Annotated in this window: 16 protein-coding genes; 9 read left to right on the top strand and 7 right to left on the bottom strand. The window is 73.9% G+C overall.

The window, feature by feature from the left end; genetic code table 11:
- Positions 1-21: 21 nt before the first annotated feature.
- The 4 genes from ACFYW1_RS12170 to ACFYW1_RS12155 form a co-directional block, all read right to left on the bottom strand.
- Complete coding sequence (locus ACFYW1_RS12170) at positions 22-2337, bottom strand: protein kinase (protein ID WP_388990583.1); 2316 nt, start codon at positions 2335-2337, stop codon at positions 22-24.
- 28 nt (positions 2338-2365) lie between these two features.
- Positions 2366-4855, bottom strand: a complete 2490-nt coding sequence (locus ACFYW1_RS12165; protein WP_388990581.1) for a protein kinase — start codon at positions 4853-4855, stop codon at positions 2366-2368.
- Positions 4856-5197: 342 nt separating this feature from the next.
- On the bottom strand, positions 5198-6157 hold the full coding sequence (gene meaB, locus ACFYW1_RS12160; RefSeq protein WP_388990579.1) for a methylmalonyl Co-A mutase-associated GTPase MeaB: 960 nt from the start codon (positions 6155-6157) through the stop codon (positions 5198-5200).
- An 88-nt stretch (positions 6158-6245) separates the two neighbouring features.
- Entirely contained in the window at positions 6246-7448 is a 1203-nt protein-coding gene (locus ACFYW1_RS12155; RefSeq protein WP_388990577.1) for an acetyl-CoA C-acetyltransferase, read from the bottom strand.
- Positions 7449-7583: 135 nt separating this feature from the next.
- On the opposite strand from ACFYW1_RS12155, the gene mce reads away from it, so the two are divergent.
- The 7 genes from mce to ACFYW1_RS12120 all read left to right on the top strand — a co-directional run bounded on the left by mce (position 7584) and on the right by ACFYW1_RS12120 (position 17264).
- Positions 7584-8012 carry a methylmalonyl-CoA epimerase gene (mce, locus tag ACFYW1_RS12150; RefSeq protein ID WP_283854063.1) on the top strand — a complete coding sequence of 143 codons (429 nt, stop codon included), beginning with the start codon at positions 7584-7586 and terminating at the stop codon, positions 8010-8012.
- Between the two features lie 203 nt (positions 8013-8215).
- Positions 8216-12073 carry a polarized growth protein Scy gene (gene scy / locus ACFYW1_RS12145; RefSeq protein WP_388990574.1) on the top strand — a complete coding sequence of 1286 codons (3858 nt, stop codon included), beginning with the start codon at positions 8216-8218 and terminating at the stop codon, positions 12071-12073.
- Positions 12074-12257: 184 nt separating this feature from the next.
- Positions 12258-13196 carry a cellulose-binding protein gene (locus tag ACFYW1_RS12140; RefSeq protein WP_388990572.1) on the top strand — a complete coding sequence of 313 codons (939 nt, stop codon included), beginning with the start codon at positions 12258-12260 and terminating at the stop codon, positions 13194-13196.
- 146 nt (positions 13197-13342) lie between these two features.
- Positions 13343-14347, top strand: a complete 1005-nt coding sequence (locus ACFYW1_RS12135) for an ABC transporter ATP-binding protein (RefSeq protein WP_388990570.1) — start codon at positions 13343-13345, stop codon at positions 14345-14347.
- A gap of 5 nt (positions 14348-14352) precedes the next feature.
- Entirely contained in the window at positions 14353-15132 is a 780-nt protein-coding gene (locus tag ACFYW1_RS12130) for an ABC transporter permease subunit (RefSeq protein WP_388990568.1), read from the top strand.
- A 183-nt stretch (positions 15133-15315) separates the two neighbouring features.
- Positions 15316-16416 carry an ABC transporter ATP-binding protein gene (locus ACFYW1_RS12125; RefSeq protein ID WP_388990566.1) on the top strand — a complete coding sequence of 367 codons (1101 nt, stop codon included), beginning with the start codon at positions 15316-15318 and terminating at the stop codon, positions 16414-16416.
- Positions 16413-17264: an ABC transporter permease subunit gene (locus tag ACFYW1_RS12120; protein WP_388990564.1), complete on the top strand. Its 852-nt coding sequence runs from the start codon at positions 16413-16415 to the stop codon at positions 17262-17264. Before ACFYW1_RS12125 ends, ACFYW1_RS12120 begins: the two co-directional genes overlap by 4 nt.
- A gap of 33 nt (positions 17265-17297) precedes the next feature.
- On the opposite strand, the gene ACFYW1_RS12115 is transcribed toward ACFYW1_RS12120, so the two are convergent.
- Positions 17298-17627 (bottom strand): ATP/GTP-binding protein, encoded by a 330-nt coding sequence (locus ACFYW1_RS12115; RefSeq protein ID WP_388990562.1) that lies wholly within the window; start codon positions 17625-17627, stop codon positions 17298-17300.
- Between the two features lie 212 nt (positions 17628-17839).
- Between ACFYW1_RS12115 and ACFYW1_RS12110 the strand changes: the two genes are divergently transcribed.
- Positions 17840-18880: an LLM class flavin-dependent oxidoreductase gene (locus tag ACFYW1_RS12110; protein WP_388990560.1), complete on the top strand. Its 1041-nt coding sequence runs from the start codon at positions 17840-17842 to the stop codon at positions 18878-18880.
- 188 nt (positions 18881-19068) lie between these two features.
- Here ACFYW1_RS12110 and ACFYW1_RS12105 read toward each other — a convergent pair whose 3' ends face one another.
- Positions 19069-19461, bottom strand: coding sequence for an SCO5389 family protein (locus ACFYW1_RS12105; RefSeq protein WP_129800535.1), 393 nt, complete (start codon positions 19459-19461; stop codon positions 19069-19071).
- Positions 19462-19732: 271 nt separating this feature from the next.
- Between ACFYW1_RS12105 and nucS the strand changes: the two genes are divergently transcribed.
- Entirely contained in the window at positions 19733-20404 is a 672-nt protein-coding gene (gene nucS / locus ACFYW1_RS12100) for an endonuclease NucS (RefSeq protein WP_148839250.1), read from the top strand.
- A gap of 84 nt (positions 20405-20488) precedes the next feature.
- Here the strand turns inward: nucS and ACFYW1_RS12095 are convergent, their stop codons facing one another.
- A complete protein-coding gene (locus tag ACFYW1_RS12095; protein WP_388990557.1) occupies positions 20489-22996 on the bottom strand; it encodes an ATP-binding protein in 2508 nt (835 codons plus the stop codon).
- Positions 22997-23120 lie beyond the last annotated feature (124 nt).

The following is a 23120-nucleotide window of genomic DNA, read 5'->3' as shown; positions in this document are numbered from 1 at the left end:
GCCCCGCCCGCCGGGGGAACGTCAGGGCACCAGGCCCGACAGGACCGTGCCGTCCTCGAAGGACAGGAAGACGACGTTTCCCCGCACGACGAGCGAGACGGTCGCCGGATCGACCTCGTCGTCCCACCCGGCCATGGGGTCGCTGGTCCAGTCCGGCTCCCCCTCGGTGTCCATGTCGATGCCGTCCAGCTTCGACTCGCCCACGACGAAGGCCCGGTCCCCGATCAGGACCGACGGACCCACCATCTCCAGGCCCTCGCCGCCCTCGTAGGTCGCCCAGTACTGCCGCCCGTCGGCCACGCCGAACGCGTACGTGCCGGTCCGGCTGCCGACCACGGCCTTGCCGTCGTCCGAGAGCGCGGGCCGGTAGACGATGTCCACCCCGGCGGCGACCGAACGGCGGTCCCGCAGGTCGGTCGCGTCGGTCACCGTCAGCCCGTCGGAACCGGCGCACAGCAGCACCCTCTTCCTCAGGACCGGCATGCGGCAGGAGATGTGCCCGGCCCCGACGGCGCTCAGCCGGCTGCCGTCCGCGCCCTTCAGGACGGTGACGCCGTCCCCGGCCACGACGAGCCGGCCGTCGGAGAAGGCCAGGGCGGCCCCGTCGCCCGGGTCGGCCCACTCCTCGTCCCACGTGACCGCGTGCTTGCCGGTGAGTTCCCGGGCGACGATCCGCGCGCCGCCCGTTCCGGCGGCCTTCAGCGCGTAGTAGAGGACCGTGCCGGACGGGACGGAGTCGGTCACCCGGGCGCCGTCCGGCAGCGGCTCCCGCCACCGCTCGGCCCCGTCGGCCAGGGCGCGCGCCACCAGGGCGCCGTCCTCGAAGGCGTACACGGTGGTGCCGACGACGGCGGCCACCGAGGACGGGGCGGTTCCCGCCCTCCCCGGCGGGGACTGCCAGCGCCGCTTCCCGGTCGCCGCCTCCAGCGCGGTGACGCGCGGCGAGCCGCCGCAGACCAGGGCCGTGTCCGCGAGGACGCATTTCGCCGGGCCGCCCTTGATCCGGACCTTCCACGGCTTCCAGCCCGCCGGACGGGCCGCGAGCTCCGTGGCCGCCTTCCCGAAATCCCCGGTGCGCCCGGCGTCCCCGCCGGGGTGGACGGCCGGGTACGCCGCGGTCCGGACGGCGCCGGACGCGGAGGCGGCCGGCCCTCCCGCGCCCCCGGTGCCGCCCGTCCCGCCGTCGCCCCCGCCGTCGAGGAGCCCCGGCAGCAGCACCGCGCCGAGCGCCACGCACACCACGGCGGCGGCCGCCGCCAGGCCGACGCGCAGCCCCCTCCCCCGCCGCCCCTCGCCCGGCACGGCCACCGGGACGACGGGGGTGGGGGCGAGCGCCGGATCGCCGGGGGCCGGGGGGCCGGACGGCGGCGGAGCGGCGGCCGGGACCACCGCGGCCCCGGCGGCGGTGCGCGCCCGCGCCGCGTACCCGGCGAGCTGCCCCCGTACCGCATCCGTCCAGGGGAACGGCCTCGCCGCGCCCCCGGATCCGTCGCTTCCCGGCCCGTCGCTCCTCGGGTCGTCCGGCAGGAGCATCCCGGCGAGCCGCTGCGGGGTCGGGCGGGCCCCGGCGTCACTGCGCAGACACTCCTCGATCACCGCCCGCAACCTCGGTGGCACGCCGGACAGTTCGGCCTCGCCCTGCGCGATCCGGAAGATCACGGCCGCCATGTCGGAGTCGTCGAACGGGCCCCGCCCGGTCGCCGCGAAGGCGAGCACCGCCCCGAGGCAGAACACGTCGGAGGCCGGCACCAGCGAGCGCGATCCGTTGACGTGCTCGGGCGAGATGTAGCCGGGGCTGCCCACGACCACACCGGTCCGGGTGAGCTGGGTGGCATCGAACGCCTGGGCGATCCCGAAGTCGATCACCTTGGGCCCGTCGGCGCCGAGCAGCACGTTGCCGGGCTTGAGGTCGCGGTGCAGCACGCGCACCGCGTGCATGTCGGCGAGCGCACGGGCCAGTGCGGCACCCATCGCCCGGACCACCGGCTCGGGCAGCGGTCCGCCGCGGGTCACCGCCTCGGCCAGCGAGGGGCCGGGGACGTACTCGGTCGCCAGCCAGGGCGGCCGGCCGTTCGCGTCGCCGCCGACGAGGGCCGCGGTGTGCACGCTGCGCACGGCGCCCGCCGCGTCGATCTCGCGGCGGAAGCGGATCCGGAAGCCCTCGTCGAGGTCGAGGTCGGCGCGGATGGTCTTCAGCGCGACCAGGCCGTCCGCCGGCCCCGTGCCGCCCGCGGGCCTGGCCAGGTACACCTCGCCCATGCCGCCCGCGCCCAGCAGTCCGAGCAGCTGGTACGGGCCGATCAGCCGGGCCCGGCCGGCCGGAAGCGGCTCGATCACTGTGCGATCCCCTCGTCCGTGCGGTGATTCACCCGGGCAGCGGTACGGAGAGCGTGGTGCCGTCGTCGTACACGACGTGCACGACGCCGCCGGCCGGCAGCACCTGCGGGTCGAGCAGTTCGTTCTCCAGGAAGACGCCTTCGGTCACGGAGTCGTACTCCTGTTCCAGGCTCGGGCCCGGGGCGCCCGGCAGCCGGGTCCTGGCCGGCGAGCCCAGGGCGCCGCCGGAGCGGACCGGGACCGTGTACAGCGTCGTGCTGTCCGCCCAGACCAGCGTGTCGGCCACGATCATGGGGGCGGAGACCGGGTTGCTCAGGCCCTGTTCCGTCTTCCCCCCGATCGGGTACGCGGCCAGCTTCCGGCCGTCGGCCAGGCTCGCGACGACGAGCTGCTCGGAGACGTCCGGCCCGGACGCGTCTCCGCCCCTGCGGAACACCGCCACCCGGTCGTCGAGCGCGACCAGCTCGGCATCGGCGACCAGTTCGGGGTCGATCGGCAGCCGCCCCCGCGATTCGAGCGTCCCGGCCGCGAACCGCAGCATGACCATGTCCTCGCCGAAGCCGGACGGGTCGTCGTTCGTGATGTACGTCGCGCAGAAGGCCGAACCGCCCCGCAGCCGCAGGTCCCCGCAGCCGGAGTTCGGCCGGCCGCCGGCCCCCTGCACGGCCTCCCCGCCGGCCGTGCCCAGCAGGGTGCCGTCCTTCGGCCGGAACGCCTTCGGCGCCTCCTCGCCGATCGCGTAGACCGCCTCGCCGTCGGTGGCGACCGGCCAGAAGTTGCCCTTCTGCGCGTTGGAGATGTCCTGCGGGGCGAGCGGCTCGTGCCACTTCTCGGTGCCGGTCCTCAGGTCGTACGCGGCGAGCTGCGCACCGTCGGGCTCCGAGGTGGTGGCGGCGAAGACCAGGCCGTCGAGGACGAGCGGGGCACTGCTCAGTTCGTGCGCGCCGCCGGACCGGGTCTCCCAGCGCACCGCCCCGGTCCTGGCGTCCAGCGACTGCAGCCGGCCGCCCGCGGCGAGCAGGACGGAGTCGTCGTGCACGGTGGGGCGGGTGGCGGAGGCCGGCATGAAGAACTGGCCCCGCGGTCCCCAGCCCGCGCCCCGGGACGTCTGCCCGGTGTCGAACGTCCACAGCCGGTGGCCGTCGGCCGCCGACAGTCCCTCGTACGTGCCGTCGACGAGCCGGCAGGCGATCACGTCGCGGCCCGCTGAGCAGCCGATCGGCTTGCCGGAGAACTTGCCCTTCCAGGACTTCTTCCACCCCGCCGGGCGGACGTCGCGGCCGTAGGGGACGGTGCCCGAGGCGTCCGGGCCGCCGTTCTCGCCCACGCCCGCGACGATCCGGGGGCCCTCGGCCCGGCCGCCGCCGGAAGCCGCCCCGTCGGAAGTGTTGTTCCTGTCCCGCCAGGCCAGGACGCCCCCGGTGGCCGCGCCCGCCACGATCAGCGCGGCCAGCGCGATGGCCAGGGTGCGCCGGGAGCGGCGCCGGGGCGGGGCGGCGAGGCCGGGGCCCCGGGTGGGCGCGATGTGCAGTCCGGGGGTGAAGTCCGTTCCCTGGGTGGGAAGTTGGTGGGGCGCGGGGCTGCTTCCCGCAGCCATCTCGGTCGGGGTGTATCCCGGCAGCAGCGGGCCGTCCAGGGCCACGACCCGGGCCAGTTCCCGCTCGTGCTCGGCGATCTGCCGCGCCACTTCCTGCGGCCACCGGTCGGCGGCGCCGGGGTCGAGCAGTTCCGCGAGCGCGGCGGCGCCCGGCCGGTCGGCGGGTTCGGCCACCAGGCAGCGTTCCAGTACGGCCCGCAGCGCGTCCGGAACGCCGTCGAGGTCGGCCTCGACGTACTTGACCCGGTAGAGCACGGCGGCGACCGGGCCGTCCCCGAAGGGCTCGCGGCCCGTGACGGCGAAGCAGAGCAGGGAGGCGAGGCAGAAGACGTCGGACGCGGACACGACGCGTCCGCTGCCCGCCACGTGCTCCGGGGACATGAAGGAGGGGCTGCCGACCATGCGGCTGGTGGTGGTGAGCGCGGTCGCGGCGGCGTCCCGGGCGATCCCGAAGTCGATGAGGCGCGGCCCGTCCGCCGCGAGCATCACGTTGCCGGGCTTCACGTCGCGGTGGACGATCCCGGCCCCGTGGACGGCGGCCAGCGCCCGGGCCAGCCCGGCGCCGAGCATCCGCACCTCGGCCTCGGCCATGGCACCGGCCCGGCGGACGGCGGCGGACAGGGTGGGGCCCGCCACGTACCCGGTGGCGAGCCAGGGGACCCCGGCGTCGGCGTCCCCGTCGAGCAGCGGGGCGAGGTGGGGGTCGGCGACGGACCGGGCGACGTCGATCTCGCGGCGGAAACGGGTACGGAAGCCGGGGTTCTGGGCCACGTCGCGGCGGACCGTCTTGACGGCGACGGGCTCGCCGCCGTCGTCCCGGACGCCGAGGAAGACCTCCCCCATGCCGCCCGCGCCGAGCCGGGCCCGTATCGCATAGGGCCCGATCCGTTCCGGCGAGTCCTCCCGCAGCGGACCCAGCATGCGCCACTCCCCCCGTCGTAGCCATGGACCGTCGGACACCCCGTGCCCTCGTCCGGCGGTCATCCTGCCACGGGCATGTCACCGGTCACAGCTGCGGGCACCGGGAGACGTCCTCCGCCCGGCGCCCGACCGGCAATCGCCCGGAAATCGCACCGGGCCGCCTGGACCGCGCCGTCACGCGGAACGGTCCCGGTCGCGGCCCGCACGCCACGACCGGGACCGTCCGCCCGTGTCACCTCCGGAACCGTTTCCCGGCCCGCCTCGGGTCCCGCGCCCGAGTCCGCCTCCCGGTTCACGCCCGGTCCGCGCCCCCGGTCCCGCGTCCCGTTTCCCGCGCGCCGCTCACGCCTCGCCGGTGAGTCCCGCCACCAGTTCGTCCGCCGCCGCGTACGGGTCGAGGCCGCCCGCCACGATCCGCTCGGCGAGCGCCCCGATGTGGCGGTCGCCGTGCAGGTCGCCGATGCGCTCGCGCAGCCGGGTGACGGCGATGGTCTCGACCTCGCGGGCCGCACGGGCCGTGCGCCGCTCGGCGAGCACCCCGTGCTCCTCCATCCACGCCCGGTGCTTCTCCAGCGCCTCGACGACCTCGTCGATGCCCTCGCCCCGGGCGGCGACCGTCTTCACGATCGGCGGGCGCCAGTCGCCGGGACCGCGCGCCTCGCCGAGGCCCAGCATGTGGTTGAGCTCGCGCGCGGTGGCGTCCGCGCCGTCCCGGTCGGCCTTGTTGACCACGTACACGTCGCCGATCTCCAGGATTCCGGCCTTCGCCGCCTGGATGCCGTCGCCCATGCCGGGCGCCAGCAGGACGACGGAGGTGTCGGCCTGGGAGGCGATCTCCACCTCCGACTGGCCGACGCCGACCGTCTCCACCAGGATCACGTCGCAGCCCGCCGCGTCCAGCACCCGGATCGCCTGCGGCGCCGACCAGGCGAGGCCGCCCAGATGGCCGCGGGTGGCCATGGAGCGGATGTAGACGCCCGGGTCGGAGGCGTGCTCCGACATCCGGACCCGGTCGCCGAGGAGCGCCCCGCCGGAGAAGGGCGAGGACGGGTCGACGGCCAGGACGCCGACCCGCTTGCCGGCCCGCCGGTACGCCGCGACGAGCGCCGACGTCGACGTCGACTTGCCGACCCCGGGCGAACCGGTCAGCCCGACGACGTACGCGTTGCCCGTCAGCGGCGCCAGGGCCGCCATCACCTCGCGCAGCTGCGGCGACGCCCCCTCGACCAGGGAGATCAGCCGGGCCACGGCCCGCGGCCGGCCCGCGCGTGCCTGCTCGACCAGGGTGGGGACGTCCACCATCACCGCTCCGTTCACTCGCTGCGTGCTGCGTGCTCTACGTGTACCGCGTCCTGCTCGCCCGGAGTACCGGCGGGGCGCCGCCGGGGTGCTACTTGCCCGGGACCCGGATGATCAGCGCGTCGCCCTGGCCGCCGCCGCCGCACAGCGCCGCCGCGCCGGTGCCGCCGCCGCGCCGCTTCAGCTCCAGCGCCAGGTGCAGCACCAGACGGGCGCCGGACATGCCGATCGGGTGGCCGAGCGCGATGGCGCCGCCGTTGACGTTCACCTTCTCCGGGGTGACGCCCAGGTCCTTCATGGACTGGACGGCGACGGCGGCGAACGCCTCGTTGATCTCGATCAGGTCGAGGTCCTCGACCTGGATGCCGGCCTTCTTCACGGCGTGCGCGATCGCGTTGGACGGCTGCGACTGGAGCGAGTTGTCCGGGCCCGCCACGTTGCCGTGGGCGCCGATCTCGGCGATCCAGTCCAGGCCCAGCTCCTCGGCCTTGGCCCGGCTCATCACGACGACCGCGGCCGCACCGTCGGAGATCTGCGAGGAGGTGCCCGCGGTGATCGTGCCGTCCTTGGCGAACGCGGGGCGCAGCCTGCCGAGGGACTCGACGGTGGTCTCCGGGCGGATGCCCTCGTCCTTGGCGAAGAGGACCGGCTCGCCCTTGCGCTGCGGGATCTCGACCGGGGTGATCTCGGCCTCGAAGATGCCGTTCTTCTGGGCGGCGGCGGCGCGCTGGTGGGAGAGCGCGGCGATCTCGTCCTGGTCGGCGCGGGTCAGGCCCAGGCGGGCGTTGTGCTTCTCGGTGGACTCGCCCATCGCGATGTTCTCGTAGGCGTCGGTCAGGCCGTCGTGCGCCATCGAGTCGAGCATCTCGATCGCGCCGTACTTGTGGCCCTCGCGGGACTTCGGGAGCAGGTGCGGGGCGTTCGTCATGGACTCCTGGCCGCCGGCGACGACGACGTCGAACTCCCCGGCGCGGATCAGCTGGTCGGCGAGCGCGATCGCGTCGAGCCCGGACAGGCACACCTTGTTGACGGTGAGCGCGGGAACGTTCATCGGGATGCCGGCCTTGACCGCGGCCTGGCGGGCCGGAATCTGGCCCGCGCCGGCCTGGAGCACCTGGCCCATGATCACGTACTCGACCTGGTCGCCGCCGATGCCGGCCCGGTCCAGCGCGGCCTTGATGGCGATGCCGCCCAGGTCGGCCCCGGAGAAGCTCTTCAACGAGCCGAGCAGACGTCCCATGGGCGTACGCGCGCCCGCGACGATCACTGAGGTGTTACCGGTCGTTCCAGACATGAGGCGCAGCCCCTTGGGATGAGAAGTGAACGAGGGTTTACTCGAATGTACTGAGCGGTACCGCGCCCGTCATCCGGCAGCGGGTGTGATGGCGCGCACGTTGCGTAACCATCCGTGTGGCGCTGCACTGGTGGCATGCTGACGCGAATCGACCACATCGGGATCGCCTGTTTCAACCTTGACGAGACCGTCGAGTTCTACCGCTCGACCTACGGCTTCGAGGTGTACCACTCCGAGGTCAACGAGGAGCAGGGCGTGCGCGAGGCCATGCTCAGGATCAACGGTACGTCCGACGGCGGCGCCTCCTACCTCCAGCTCCTGGAGCCGACCCGGGAGGACTCCGCCGTGGGCAAATGGCTGGCCAAGAACGGGGAAGGGGTCCATCACATCGCCTTCGGCACCGCGGACGTCGACGCGGACGCGGCGGACATCCGGGAGAAGGGTGTCAGGGTGCTGTACGACGAGCCCAGGAAGGGTTCCATGGGGTCCCGGATCACCTTCCTGCACCCCAAGGACTGCCACGGTGTCCTCACCGAACTGGTCACGTCCGCAGCGGAGCACTGACCCCCGGATACCCGGCCCGGTAGAGTGGGCGGTTCCGGGCCGGGGCCGGGCCGGGGCCGCGCCACGTCCCCAGCCGTTGATCTGTCACCATTCCCCGGGAGGCCGTTCACCGGCGAACGCTACTCGTAGGCGAGTTGCGACCAGGGTTGGGGTCTCCCCTGCTCGAACAAAGTCGAGAGCTCGGGGAAGGATGGGACCGCGCAGTGCGGGGCTACGAACGCCAGGAGAGCCACCGGGCTGAAGACGACCATCTCTCGCGGTTCGAGGCCGAGATGGACCGGCTGAAGACCGACCGGGAGAAGGCCGTCCAGCACGCCGAGGACCTCGGTTACCAGGTCGAGGTCTTGCGCGCCAAGCTGCACGAGGCTCGGCGCAATCTCGCGACCCGTCCCGCCTACGACAGCGCGGACATCGGCTATCAGGCCGAGCAGTTGCTCCGTAACGCCCAGATCCAGGCGGAGCAGCTGCGGACCGACGCCGAGCGGGAGCTGCGGGACGCCCGCGCGCAGACGCAGCGCATCCTTCAGGAGCACGCCGAGCACCAGGCGCGGCTCCAGGCCGAGCTGCACAACGAGGCGGTGCAGCGGCGTCAGCAGCTCGACCAGGAACTGGCGGAGCGCCGCCGGACCGTCGAGTCCCACGTCAACGAGAACGTCGCCTGGGCCGAGCAGCTCAGGGCCCGGACGGAGGCCCAGGCCCGCCGGCTGCTGGAGGAGTCGCGGGCGGAGGCCGAGCAGGCCCTGGCGACCGCGCGCGCCGAGGCGGAACGGGTCGCGGAGGAGACCCGCCAGCGGCTCGGCTCCGAGGCGGAGTCGGCCCGTGCCGAGGCCGAGGCGCTCCTGCTGCGCGCCCGCAAGGACGCCGAGCGGATGCTGAACGCGGCCTCCAGCCAGGCGCAGGAGGCCACCAGCCACGCCGAGCGGCTGCGCACGACCACGACGGCCGAGACCGAGCAGGCCCGCCAGCAGACCGCCGAGCTGAGCCGGGCCGCCGAGCAGCGCATGCAGGAGGCCGAGACCCAGCTGCGCGAGGCCCGGCTGACGGCCGAGAAGGTCACCGCCGAGGCGAAGGAGGCCGCGGCCAAGCGGCTGGCCTCCGCCGAGTCGGAGAACGAGCAGCGCACGCGTACGGCCAGGTCCGAGATCGCGCGGCTGGTCGGCGAGGCCACCAAGGAGGCCGAGGCCCTGAAGGCGGAGGCCGAGCAGGCCCTCGCCGACGCCCGTGCCGAGGCGGACCGGCTGAAGTCCGAGGCGACCGAGAAGGCCCGCACGGCCGCCGCCGAGGACACCGCGGCCCAGCTCGCCAAGGCCGCCAGGGCCGCCGAGGAGGTGCTGTCCAAGGCGTCCGAGGACGCGAAGTCCACCACCAGGTCGGCCGCCGAGGAGGCCGAGCGGATCCGCCGCGAGGCGGAGGCCGAGGCGGACCGGCTGCGCGGCGAGGCCGCCGAGCAGGCCGATCAGCTCAAGGGCGCGGCCAAGGACGACACCAAGGAGTACCGCGCCAAGACGGTCGAGCTGCAGGAGGAGGCGCGCAGGCTGCGCGGCGAGGCCGAGCAGCTGCGTTCCGAGGCGGTCGCCGAGGGCGAGCGGATCCGGGGCGAGGCGCGCCGCGAGGCCGTCCAGCAGCTGGAGGAGGGCGCGAAGACCGCCGAGGAGCTGCTCGCCAAGGCGAAGGCCGACGCGGAGGAGCTGCGCGGCGCCGCGGGCACCGAGAGCGAGCGGGTCCGCACCGAGGCCGCCGAGCGCGCCGCCGCGCTGCGCAAGCAGGCCGAGGAGGCGCTGGAGCGCGCCCGTGCCGAGGCCGAGCAGCTGCGCGCGGAAGCCGAGGAGCAGGCCGGTTCGACCACCGAGGCGGCCGAGCGGGCGGCGGCGGAGCTGCGCGAGGAGACCGAGCGCGCGGTCGCGGCCCGGCAGGCGGAGGCGGCCGAGGAGCTGTCCCGGCTGCACACGGAGGCCGAGACCAGGGTCGCCGGCGCCGAGCAGGAGCTGACGGACGCGCGCGCCGAGGCGGAGCGCATCCGGCGCGAGGCGAACGAGGAGTCCGAGCGGCTGCGCACGGAGGCCGCCGAGCGGGCGCGGGCGCTGCGGGAGCAGGCCGAGACCGAGGCGGAGCGGCTGCGCGACGAGGCCGCGTCGGACGCCTCGCAGTCGCGGGCCGAGGGCGAGTCGGTGGCCGTGCGGCTGCGCACGGAGGCCGCCGCCGAGGCGGAGCGGCTCAAGTCGGAGGCGCAGGAGAGCGCCGACCGGCTGCGTTCCGAGGCCGCCGCCGCCGCGGAGCGGGTGGGTGCGGAGGCCGCGGAGGCGCTGGCCGCCGCCCAGGAGGAGGCCAAGCGGCGCCGCCGGGAGTCCGAGGAGACCCTCGACGCGGCGCGCACCGAGGCGAACCAGGAGCGCGAGCGGGCCCGCGAGCAGAGCGAGGAGCTCCTCGCCTCCGCCCGCAAGCGGGTCGAGGACGCCCAGGCCGAGGCCCAGCGGCTGGTCGAGGAGGCGGACGGCCGGGCGACCGAGCTGGTCTCCGCGGCCGAGCAGACCGCCCAGCAGGTGCGGGACTCGGTCAGCGGGCTCCAGGAGCAGGCCGAGGCGGAGATCGCCGGGCTGCGTTCGACCGCCGAGCACGTCGCGGAGCGCACGAAGGCCGAGGCGCAGGAGGAGGCGGACCGGGTCCGCACCGACGCGTACGCGGAGCGGGAGCGGGCCGGCGAGGACGCGGCGCGGGCCCGTCGGGAGGCGCAGGAGGCGTCGGAGGCCGCGAAGGAGCTGGCCGAGCGGACCGTGGCCGACGCGGCCGCCGAGGCGGAGCGGCTGCGCGCGGACACCGCGGAGTACGTCCAGCGGATGCGCACCGAGGCGTCCGACGCGCTGGCCTCCGCGGAGCAGGACGCGGCGCGCAGCCGTGCCGAGGCCCGCGAGGACGCCAACCGGATGCGTTCGGACGCGGCGACCCAGGCCGACCGGCTGGTGGGCGAGGCGACGGACGAGGCCGAGCGGATCCGTACGGAGTCGACGCGGCAGGCGACCACCCTGGTCGAGGAGGCCACCCGGCAGGCGGCCTCGCTGGTCGAGGAGGCCACGCAGCAGGCGGCCCGGACGACGGGCGAGGCCGCGGACGAGGCCGAGCGGCTGCGGGCCGAGGCGGCGGCCGCCGTCGGGGCGGCGCAGGAGCACGCGGCCCGTACCCGTGAGGAGTCCGAGCGGCTGCGCGCGGACGCCGAGGCGGCGGCCGAGCAGATGCGCGCGGAGGCCCGTCAGGAGGCGGACCGGCTGCTCGACGAGGCGCGGGAGGCCGCGGCCAAGCGCCGGGCCGACGCGGCGGAGCAGGCCGACCAGCTCATCGACAAGGCCCGGGAGGAGGCGCTGCGCACCGCCACCGAGGCCGAGAAGCAGGCCGACACGATGGTCGGCGTGGCCCGCAAGGAGGCCACGCGGATCACCTCGGAGGCGACCGTCGAGGGCAATTCCCTGGTGGAGCGGGCCCGTACGGACGCGGACGAGCTGCTGGTCGGCGCGCGCCGGGACGCCACGGCGATCCGGGAGCGGGCCGAGGAGCTGCGGGCCCGGATCGAGGGCGAGATCGAGGAGCTGCACGACCGGGCCCGGCGGGAGACCGCCGAGCAGATGAAGACGGCGGGCGAGCGCGTCGACAACCTGATGAAGGCGGCGACCGAGCAGCGCGACGAGGCGGAGGCCAAGGCCAAGGAGCTGCTGGCGGACGCCAACTCGGAGGCCAGCAAGGTCCGGATCGCCGCGGTGAAGCGGGCCGAGTCGCTGCTGAAGGAAGCCGAGCAGAAGAAGTCCACGGTGGTCCGCGAGGCCGAGAAGCTGCGGGCCGAGGCCGAGGCCGAGGCGAAGCGCATGGTGGACGAGGGGCAGCGCGAGCTCGATCTGCTGGTGCGGCGCCGGGCGGACATCAACACCGAGATCTCCCGTGTCCAGGACGTGCTGGAGGCGCTGGAGTCCTTCGAGACGCCGACGGGTGGCAAGGGCGGGGGCGGCTCCTCCGGGGGCGTCAAAGCCGGGGCCTCCGCAGGCACTCGATCGGGTGGCAAGTCGTCCGAGGGGTAGTCGCCTTGCCGTTTCCCGTGCTTCGTCAGGAACGTTCAACCCTCCGAGTGGCAAGAGTTGCGGGGGTTAGCCACTCAAAAGGAGGGTCATTCTCCAGATCAAAAGGGCATCCACTCGATGACACGCCGTCCGGGCCCCTAGGATTCCCTCTAACACCTCACCGGTCTCATTCGACAGGAACCCCATGAGCGACCCTTCCTCCCCCTTCGGCTTCGAGCTCGTGCGACGTGGATACGACCGCGGTCAGGTGGATGACCGCATTACCAAGCTCGTCGCCGACCGTGATAGTGCTCTCGCCCGCATCACCTCTCTGGAAAAGCGCATCGAGGAGCTCCACCTCGAAACCCAGAACGCCCAGGCCCAGGTGAACGACGCGGAGCCGTCGTACGCCGGTCTCGGCGCGCGGGTGGAGAAGATCCTCCGCCTGGCCGAGGAGGAGGCGAAGGACCTGCGCGAGGAGGCCCGTCGCGCCGCCGAGCAGCACCGCGAGCTGGCCGAGTCCGCCGCCCAGCAGGTGCGCAACGACGCCGAGACGTTCGCCGCCGAGCGCAAGGCGAAGGCCGAGGACGAGGGCGTCCGCATCATCGAGAAGGCCAAGGGGGAGGCCAGTTCGCTGCGTACGGATGCCCAGAAGGACGCCGCGCAGAAGCGCGAGGAGGCCGACGCCCTCTTCGAGGAGACCCGCGCCAAGGCCGCCCAGGCCGCCGCGGACTTCGAGACCAACCTGGCCAAGCGCCGCGACCAGTCGGAGCGCGACCTCGCGTCCCGTCAGGCCAAGGCCGAGAAGCGGCTCGCCGAGATCGAGCACCGCGCCGAGCAGCTCCGCCTGGAGGCCGAGAAGCTCCGTACGGACGCCGAGCGCCGGGCCCGTCAGACGGTGGAGACCGCGCAGCGCCAGTCCGAGGACATCGTGGCCGACGCGAACGCGAAGGCCGACCGGATCCGCAGCGAATCGGAGCGCGAGCTGGCGGCGCTCACCAACCGCCGCGACTCGATCAACGCGCAGCTCACCAACGTCCGCGAGATGCTGGCGACGCTGACCGGCGCCGCGGTGGCCGCCGCCGGCTCTCCCGCCGACGACGAGCCGGTCACCCGTGGTGTCCCGGCCCAGCAGTCCCACTGACCCGGACGCCCCGGCGGCGGGTCCGCACGTGTGAGTGAGGGCGTCGAAGATTCCGGCCGGCCCTCGGCCGGGATCTTCGGCGCCCTCTTCGTGTGCCCGGCGCCGCCCCTGTGGCGCCGGGCGCGCGGCCGTTCTAGCGTGAACGCATGATCGAGCTCGACGGCCTCACCAAACGCTTCGGCAACAAGGTTGCCGTCGACCGGCTCTCGTTCCGGGTCAGGCCCGGGATGGTGACGGGTTTTCTGGGACCCAACGGGGCGGGCAAGTCCACGACGATGCGGATGATGCTCGATCTCGACAACCCGACCGGTGGTTCGGTCCGCATCGACGGCAAGCACTACCGCGAGCTGGCGGAGCCCCTCAAGTACATCGGGGCGCTGCTGGACGCGAAGTCGATGCACGGCGGGCGCAGCGCGTACAACAACCTGCTCTGTCTCGCGCAGAGCAACCGCATCCCGGAGAGCCGGGTGGCGGAGGTGCTGGACACCGTGGGGCTGACCGCGGTGGCGCGGAAGAAGTCGAAGGGCTTCTCGCTCGGCATGAGCCAGCGGCTCGGCATCGCGGCGGCGCTGCTCGGCGACCCCCAGGTGCTGCTCTTCGACGAGCCGGTCAACGGCCTCGACCCCGAGGGCATCCACTGGATCCGCAACCTGATGAAGACGCTCGCCGTGGAGGGCCGCACGATCTTCGTCTCCAGCCATCTGATGAGCGAGATGGCGCTCACCGCCGACCACCTGATCGTGATCGGCCAGGGCCGGCTGCTCGCCGACACGTCGATGGCCGACTTCATCCACCGCAACTCCCGCAGCTACGTGCGGCTGCGCTCCCCGCAGCGGGAACGGCTGCTGGACGTGCTGCACGAGGAGGGGCTGATCGTGGTCGAGTCGGGCGGCGGCACGCTGGAGATCGACGGCGCCACCACCGAGGCGCTGGGCGAGCTCGCCGCGCGGCACCAGATCGTGCTGCACGAGCTGAGTTCCCAGCGGGCCTCCCTGGAGGACGCGTTCATGCGGATGACGGCGGAGTCCGTGGAGTACCACGCGCACGCGGACCACAGCCCCGCGCCACCGCCCGCGGATCCGCGCTGGGGCGATCGGTGGGACCGGCGGACCGGTGGCGGCCCCGCCGGGGCCGACGGCGGGGAGGGGTGACGACGATGGCATCGGTACCCGCGGTCCTGGCCTCCGAGTGGACCAAGATCCGTACGGTCTCCTCGACCGTCTGGACGCTGATCTCCGCGTTCGTCGTCACCGTCGCGATGAGCGCGGCGCTCTGCGCCCTGATGAACGCCCAGTTCGACGACCTCCCCGCGATGGAGCGGGCCACCTTCGATCCGACCCTCATCAGCTTCTCCGGCATGGTCCTCGGCCAGTTGGCCATGGTGGTCTTCGGCGTGCTGGTGATCGGTACGGAGTACAGCTCGGGCATGATCCGGACCTCGCTGGCGGCGGTGCCCCAGCGCGGTTCGTTCCTGTTCAGCAAGGTCGTGGTGGCCGGTCTGCTGGCCCTGGCGGTGGGCATCGCGACCAGCTTCGCCTCGTTCTTCCTCGGCCAGGCCCTGCTGGGCGGGCACCGCACCGGCATCGGCGCGGACAACGTCCTGCGCGCGGTGGTCGGCGGCGGCCTGTACATGGGGCTGATCGGGATCTTCTCCATGGGTGTGGCGACGATGCTGCGCAGTTCCATGCTGTCGCTCGGCATCCTGATGCCGTTCTTCTTCCTGGTCTCCCAGATCCTGTCGGTGGTACCGGGGGCGAAGAAGGTCGCCCGGTACTTCCCCGACCAGGCCGGTTCCAAGATCATGCAGGTGGTCCCGGACGCGATGAACAGCGATCCGGCGCCGTACGGGCCGTGGGGCGGGCTCGGCATCCTGGTCGCCTGGGTGGCGGCGGCGCTGCTCGGCGGCTACCTCGTGCTCAAGAAGCGGGACGCCTGACGGGGGGCCGGGGCCGTCGGTACGGGGCCGGCTGCCGCCGGTCCGCCGGGCCCGCGGGGAGACAAGCCTTCCGGAACGACTTGGCCGGAACCGTCAGGGGCTGGTTATCCTCCTAACTCTTACGGGGGTGTGCGGCCGCTCGGTCCGGCCCCGACGACAGACGTGAGTCGATGGGGCTGAAGCATGATCGAGGCAGTCGGCCTGACCAAGCGCTATGGCGCGAAGACGGCCGTGCACAACCTTTCCTTCCAGGTGCGGCCGGGCGCCGTCACCGGCTTCCTCGGTCCCAACGGGTCGGGCAAGTCCACCACCATGCGCATGATGCTGGGCCTGGACCGGCCGACCTCCGGTCACGTCACGATCGGCGGCCACCCCTACCGCAGTCTGCCGAACGCGCCGCGGCTGGTGGGCGCGCTGCTGGACGCGAAGGCCGTGCACGGCGGCCGCAGCGCCCGCAACCACCTTCTCTCGCTCGCCCAGCTGGCCGGCATCCCGGCCCCCCGGGTCGACGAGGTGCTCGGTGTCGTCGGCCTCCAGGAAGTGGCGCGCAAGCGGTCCAAGGGCTTCTCGCTCGGCATGGGCCAGCGGCTCGGCATCGCGGCGGCGCTGCTCGGCGACCCCCAGGTGCTGCTCTTCGACGAGCCGGTCAACGGCCTCGACCCCGAGGGCATCCTCTGGGTCCGCAACCTGATGAAGATGCTGGCGGCCGAGGGCCGCACGGTCTTCGTCTCCAGCCATCTGATGAGCGAGATGGCGCTCACCGCCGACCACCTGATCGTGATCGGCCGCGGGCAGCTGCTCGCCGACATGAGCGTCACGGACTTCATCTCCGCCAACTCGGCCGACTTCGCCCGGGTGAGGGTTCCGGACGGGGCCGCCGAGCACCGCGAGAAGCTGACCGCCACGCTCACCGGGGCGGGCGGGCAGGTCATGCCCGAGCCGGACGGGGCCCTGCGGGTCACCGGGCTTCCGCTGCCCCGGATCAGCGACCTGGCGCACGGGGCGGACGTCCGGCTGTGGGAACTCTCGCCGCACCAGGCGTCGCTGGAGGAGGCGTACATGCGGATGACGCAGGGCGTCGTGGACTACCGTTCGACGGCGGACGAGCGGGCCGGCCTCCAGGAACCGGTGCCCGACGGGTACGGGGGCGTGCAGCCGCCGGTCCCGCAGGCCCCCCAGCCCAACTGGTACGCCCCGCCGCCGCCCGGACAGAACCCTTACGCGCAGCCCCCGGCCGCTCCCGCGGACCTGACCAAGCACGACACCAGCGAGGACGCCCGATGACCACGCCGCCGCCCCCGCAGGCACCGTACCGGGAGCAGGACCTGTCGGCCGCGCTCGGCCCCTACACCTCGCCCATCCCGGTGCGCGCCGCGACCCTCCGCGACGCGCTCGCCTCCGAGTGGACCAAGATCCGTTCGGTGCGCTCCACGATCTGGACGCTCGGCGTCATGGTCGTACTGCTGGTCGGGATCGGGCTGCTGACCGCGGTCGCGGTCAACGCGGCCGATGCCGACATGGGCTCGATGCCGGTGCTCAGCCTCGGCTTCTACGGGGTGCTGCTCGGCTCGCTCTGCGTGATCACGCTCGGCGTGCTGACCATCGCCTCGGAGTACGGCACGGGCATGATCCGTACGACGCTGACCGCCTGCCCCAGCCGGGCCCGGGTGCTGTGTGCGAAGGCGATCGTCTTCTTCCTGCTGACCTTCGTCATCACGACCGTGACCACCGCCCTGGTCGCGGCGGCGCAGACCGCCATCGTCGGCGGCGGGACGCCCTCCGGCGACGACTGGCTGCGCGCGACGGTCGGTGTCGGTCTCTACATGGCGACGCTGGGCCTGTTCTCGCTCGCGGTCGGCGCCCTCATCCGGCACTCCGCCGGGGCGATCACGATCATGATCGGCCTGGTGCTGCTGCCCCTCGTGCTGGGCATGTTCATGTTCTCGGAGTCGCTCTCCGGCCTGCGGATGAAGCTCTTCGAGTACTCGATCCCCAACCAGCTCAGCGCGTTCTACTCGGCCCCGGTGACCGATTCGGGGCCGTCCGGCTGGGACCCGCTGTGGATCATGCTCGGCGTCTCGGCCGTGGCGCTGTTCTGCGCCTGCCTCGCCATGGACCGCCGGGACGTCTGACCGGTTCCGCCCCACCCCCGCGACGGGGCGTCATCAGTAACGGGGCGCGTTCCTGGACCGCTGCACCTGCGTGGTGCGGCGGTCCTTCGCGTTCCAGCAGGCCTTGTGCCAGTGTCTGCGGTCGTCGATGCCGGCGTACTCGGACCAGGCCACCAGATGCGGGACGCCGGACGGGATCTCCTGGTCGCAGCCGGGGCAGCGGTAGTGCTTGCCCACCGCGCTCGCCCCGCTCACCGGGCGGACCGACCACTGCTCGCCCCGCCACTCCTCCGTGCGTCCGCCGCCGCCGTACCGGGCTCCCGGTTCCGCCGCGCTGTCGTGGGAACTCTCGCCGCCTCGGGAGCGGTTTCGGCGCGGGGACACGTGACACCTCACAAAACAGGCCGGGCAGTTCCCGTCCAAGCGTAGGGCCATCCGGCCGATGGCGGTGCCCGGTGCCCTCCCCGGCGTCACCCCCGAAGGGGGTGAGTTACCGGAAAATCGCAACAACCTGCCTCCGGCCCGTGCCCTTGGCACGTGTCAGGCGTTGATGCCTGTAGGGGAGAGCCGCGTCGGCCGCAAGGAGGCAATTGGCGATGCGTGTGGGAACGTTCGTACTGGCAGCCCAGTTTCCGGGGCAGGGGCCGGGGGAAGCGCTGCACCGCGCGGTCCGGTCCGCCGAGGTCGCGGAGGAAACCGGGCTCGACTCGGTCTGGCTGGCGGAACATCACTTCGTGCCGTACGGGGTCTGCCCGTCCGCCGCCACCCTGGCCGCGCTGCTGCTCGGCCGCACCCGCAGGATCCGGGTGGGCACGGCGGTCAGCGTGCTGCCCACCCAGCACCCGGTCGCGCTCGGCGAACAGGCCGCGCTGCTCCACCTCACCAGCGGCGGCCGGTTCACCCTCGGCGTCGGCCGGGGCGGGCCGTGGGTCGACCTGGAGGTGTTCGGGAGCGGCCTTGCGGCGTACGAGAAGGGCTTCCCGGAGTCCCTGGGACTGCTGCTCGACTGGCTGCGCGAGCCGCGGGTGGCCGGACGCGGGGAGCGGTACGGCTTCCGCGAGGTCGCGGTGGTCCCCCGGGCCGACGAACTGGCCGACGAGAACGGCGACGGTCTCGGCGGCCCCGAGGTGATCGTCGCGTGCACCTCGCCGAAGACGGTGCGGCTCGCGGCGGAGAACGGGCTGCCGATGCTGCTCGGGATGCACTGCGCGGACGAGGAGAAGGCCGACATGGTCGCCCTGTGGCGCTCCACCGCCCTCGCCGCGGGCCGTTCGCCCGAGAGCGTCCGCACCGCCGGGCACGTCTCCGCCGGGGTGGTCCAGATCGCCGACCGGCACGAGGACGCCGTGGAGACGCTCGTGAAGACGATGCCCGGCTGGCTGCGCCAGGGGCTGGACGCCCATGTGACGGTCGACGGACGGCACCGGGTGATGCGCGATCCGGTCGCGTACACGGAATTCCTGTGCGGCCTTCATCCGGTGGGCCCGCCCCGGCTCGCCGCCGACCGGCTCGCCGCCACCGCCGAGCGGACGGGCATCACTCGCTTCGCGCTCCTGGCGGAGGGCTCGGGGGATCTGGCGGCCACGGAGGAGAACGTGGCGCGGCTGGGCACCGAAGTGCTCCCGCTGCTCTCATGACACCCCGCCAGGAGCACGCGCACCCCCGCTCCGGAACCGGCCGGAACCCCTCCGGTCCGGGACGGCGGGCGGAAGCCCCCGGGCCCCGTACGGCCGCGCCGGGCCGGACGGGGCCCGGCGCGTGTCGCGGAAGCGACGTCGCCCGCCCGCGGGCGGGCCGGGGGCGGACGGGACTTCCGGAACACGCCCTAACAGTCCCGCAACTCGGGGGACTGGTTGAGCAGTTGGCCCCGCACCGAGGTGAAGCGGGCCAGCCGCTCGTCGGCCGAGGCGTCCAGCGGGAACACCGCGACGCGGTGGCAGTTCTGGAATGCCAGACGCACCCCGAAGTGCCGTTGGAGCGCGCCGCGGATCGCGTCACTCGCGAGTGCGCGCAGCAGCTGACCACGTGCCTGCTCGTCCGGCGGGGGCGTCTGGTTGTCGGCGAACTCTCCGCCGTCCACCTTCAGCTGGGCCACCAGAGAGCTGATCATCTCCCATGCGTAGGGCAGGGAGGTCCGGACGCAGTCGACGAAGTCCGCTTCGTCGACCTCGCCTCGCTCGGCCTGTTCCAACAGCGCCGGTGAGACGTCGAGCGACATGGGTTCTCCTCTCGCGACCCCGACGCCTTGGCCGGGGCCTTACGGGCAGGGAAGGAGGACGGCGACGCAGCGTACACGGACGGCGACCTCCTGCTTACACGGTACGGGCGCAGTCCTGGCCGCACCAGGAGATTGGGAACACAACCGGCCATCGACGAACGGGCCCAAAGAGGGGCAAGCCCCGTCGCGGGCCGTCAACGTGTGGGCGGAGTGATGGGGGTGACGGGGGAGAATCGCGTGGAGCACCCCTCGTCGAGTAGCGTTGCCGACCATGCGTCTCGTCATCGCCCGCTGTTCCGTGGACTACGCCGGCCGGCTCACGGCCCACCTGCCCTCCGCTCCCCGTCTGATCCTGGTGAAGGCGGACGGGAGCGTGTCGATCCACGCCGACGACAGGGCGTACAAACCCCTCAACTGGATGTCACCGCCCTGCACCCTGAAGGAGGGCACCGGCGACACCGCGGACGTCTGGACCGTGGTGAACAAGGCGGGCGAGAAACTCATCATCACGATGGAGGAGATCCTCCACGACTCGTCCCACGAACTGGGCGTCGACCCGGGCCTCATCAAGGACGGCGTCGAAGCGCACCTCCAGGAACTCCTCGCTGACCGGATCGAGACCCTCGGCGAGGGCTACACCCTGATCCGCCGTGAGTACTTCACCGCCATCGGTCCGGTGGACATCCTGTGCCGGGACGCCGACGGGGGGACCGTCGCCGTGGAGCTGAAGCGGCGCGGCGACATCGACGGAGTGGAGCAGCTGACCCGTTATCTGGATCTGCTCAACCGCGATCCCCATCTCGCCCCGGTGAAGGGCGTCTTCGCGGCCCAGGAGATCAAGCCGCAGGCCCGGGTGCTGGCGACGGACCGCGGGATCGACTGCGTCGTCCTGGACTACGACGCGCTGCGCGGCATCGAGGACGACAAGCTGCGGCTGTTCTGACCCCGCAGGTCCCTCTCCCCCGACCGTCTCCCCGGACGCCGGACGCGTGCATCGCGTCCGGCGTCCGCCCGTTGCGGGGTGGGTTCAGGCCGCCACCGGGCCGCCGTCCGGGCCCGCCGCGGCCGAGGCCGACGAGGAGGAGGGTCCGCTCGCCGAGTCGGAGGTGTCGGGCGAGGTCGGCTCGGGTTCGGTGGCCGTGTCCGTCGGTTCCGGGGTCTCGGTCTCCGTGGGGGTCGGGCTGGGGCTCTCCGACTTCGTCGGGGAGGAGGACTTGGTGGGGCTCGACGACTTGGTGGGCCGGTCCGAGGACGGTTCGTCGCTGGTGGGCCGGTCCGAGGACGGGGTGTCGCTGGGCCCCGTCGATCCGGTGGACGGCGAGCCGCTCCCGCTCGGCGTGATCTCGCTGCCGGACGGGCCGGGGGTCGCCCCGTCGCCGCCGGAGGCGGTGGAGCCGGCGGTCGAGTCGCCCGACGGGTCGCCCGCCGGGTCCTCCTGCGCGTCGCCGTCCTGTTCGCCGGACGACTGCTCGCTCGTGACGCCCCGGTTGCCCGGTGCCTCGTCGCTGCCGGACGTCAGGCCCAGCACCACGACGGTGCCGAGCACCCCGGCCAGGAGCACGCCCGCGGCCGTCGCGACCAGGTTGCGCCGGGCGAGGCCCAGTACCCCGAGCCGGCCGCCCCGCGCGGCGGGCGCGGCGGGGGCGCTCTGCCGCGTCATCACCGTGGTGGGGCCCTCGTCGGGCCGCGACGGCGACAGCGGCTGCGTCGTGGCCGCCATCGGGCGGGCGGGCGGCTGCGCCTGTTCCACCGGCTCCGCGAACGGCACGTCCTCGCCCACCTGTGCGAGGGCGCCGGGCAGCGGTCCGCCGGAACGGTCGGCGACCAGGGCGAGCGCGCGCCGTCCGGCCACCGCGCCCGACTTGTCGGCGAGCGCCCCGCGCATGCCGATCGAGGTCTCCAGCTCGGCGCGGGCCCGGTCCGGGTTGCCGGAGAGGAGCGCGAGGACGCCCAGTTCGTGGTGGAAGTACGCCTCCTCGGCGACCTCCCCGGCGATCCTGGCCGCCTCCTGGCCGATCCGCAGCGCCCGCTCCCAGGCCCCCCAGTGCAGTCCCGCCGCGAAGGCCGGGGCGGCGCTGCGGGCCAGCAGCACGGCCGCACTGGTCTGTCCCGCGCCGTCACCGGGCACCAGCTGTGCCATCGCCGCGACGACGGCGTCGGCCTCGGCCGCCGCCCGCTCGGGGGTGACGGAGGGGTGCCCGGCCCACCAGGCGTAGTGCTGGGCCGCGGTCCGGGCCCGGTCGGTGGCGTCCTCGCCGTATCCGGCGGCCTCCAGCTGGGCGAGGACCCCGGCGGCCAGCCGGTAGCGGGGACCGGCCGGGGAGAGCAGTCCGCAGCCGGCCAGCTCGCCCAGCGCGGCGTCCGCGTGGGTGTCGCCGACGAGCGCCGGCAGATGGGCCTGGTGCGGCACCTCGCCGCCGAGCGCCACGGCGAAGCGCAGGGTGTCGCGGGCCGGCTCGCTCAGCCGTGAGGCGAGCAGGGCGGCGGGGGCCGCGCCGTCGCCGAGACTGGGCAGCGGTACGCGGGTTCCGTCGTGCCCGAAGAGCGGGCCCGCGGGCCGGTCCCCGCCGCCGTACGCGTCGTACGCCTCGGGGGCGGCGCCCAGCAGGTCCCGCTGGCGCAGCAGGGCGCCCGCCTGGACGAAGCGCAGCGGCAGTCCCTCGGACTCGAACCAGAGGTCGCCCGCCCAGTTCCGCTCCTCCTCGGTGAGGGGGCGTTCGACGACCTGCTCCAGCAGCTCGACCGAGGCCTCGCGGCCGAGACCGGCGAGGAGGACCTCTTCGAGGTACGGGTCCGCGCCGGGGGCGGCGACGTCCGGAGTCGTCGCGAACAGGAAGGCGCACTCGGGGGTGGCGTCGAGCAGTTCCTCCAGCGCGGCCCCGCCGATTTCCAGGTCGTCGACCAGGACGACGGCGCCGATGCGCCGGACCTCTTCGAGCAGGGCGGCCCGGTCGGGGCGGTACAGCGGCGCCTCGTTCACGGCCTCGAAGAGCCCGTGCAGCAGGTCGGTGGTGGTCCTGCGGTGGCCGGAGAGCCGTACGACTCCGTCCGGCGCCAGGCCCGCGCAGTCGGCGGCGACGGCGTCCAGCAGGGCGGTGCGGCCCGATCCGGCCGATCCGACGAGCCGCACCGAGCGGCCCCGGGACATCAGGCGCACCAGTCGTTCGCGTTCCTCGGCGCGCTCCAGGAGCGGGAGCTGCGGGGCGGGCGGCCCCGGCGGCACGGGCGGGGCGAGGGCGCGTTCGTGGTCGGCGCGTGCGGCCTCGGTGCGCCGGACCGGGGCGGCGGGCTGCTCCCCCGGCGGGCACAGTTCGACCTCGCTGCCGTCGACCGGGTTGACGGTGAGGAGGTAGTCGCCCGATATGAGGCGGACGAAGCGGGCCTGTTGCGGCGTTTGCCGACCGAAATCCGGAGCGCCGGGGGCGCCCTTGGCCGAGCGGCCCCGGGAGTCCTGGGAACGGCCGCGGTCCGGTCCGTCACCGGGCCCGTCGTGGTCCCGGCCGAACTCTTCCGGCTCCCGGTGTGTCGGGTCCATCGTCAAAGCCCCCAGACGCGTCGTGCACGATTGCCCCTCCGGCCTCGCACGCCCCGCTGTCGCTTCCGGTCCGGTTTCCGCCGGGTGGGTTCGTCAATGGGCGGACGGCCGAACCCTAGACCGT

It is taken from the genome of Streptomyces sp. NPDC002669 (assembly GCF_042889165.1).
Taxonomy (GTDB): domain Bacteria; phylum Actinomycetota; class Actinomycetes; order Streptomycetales; family Streptomycetaceae; genus Streptomyces.
The sequence above is the reverse complement of the archived record's forward strand: the minus strand, read 5'-3'. Positions and strand labels throughout refer to the sequence as shown.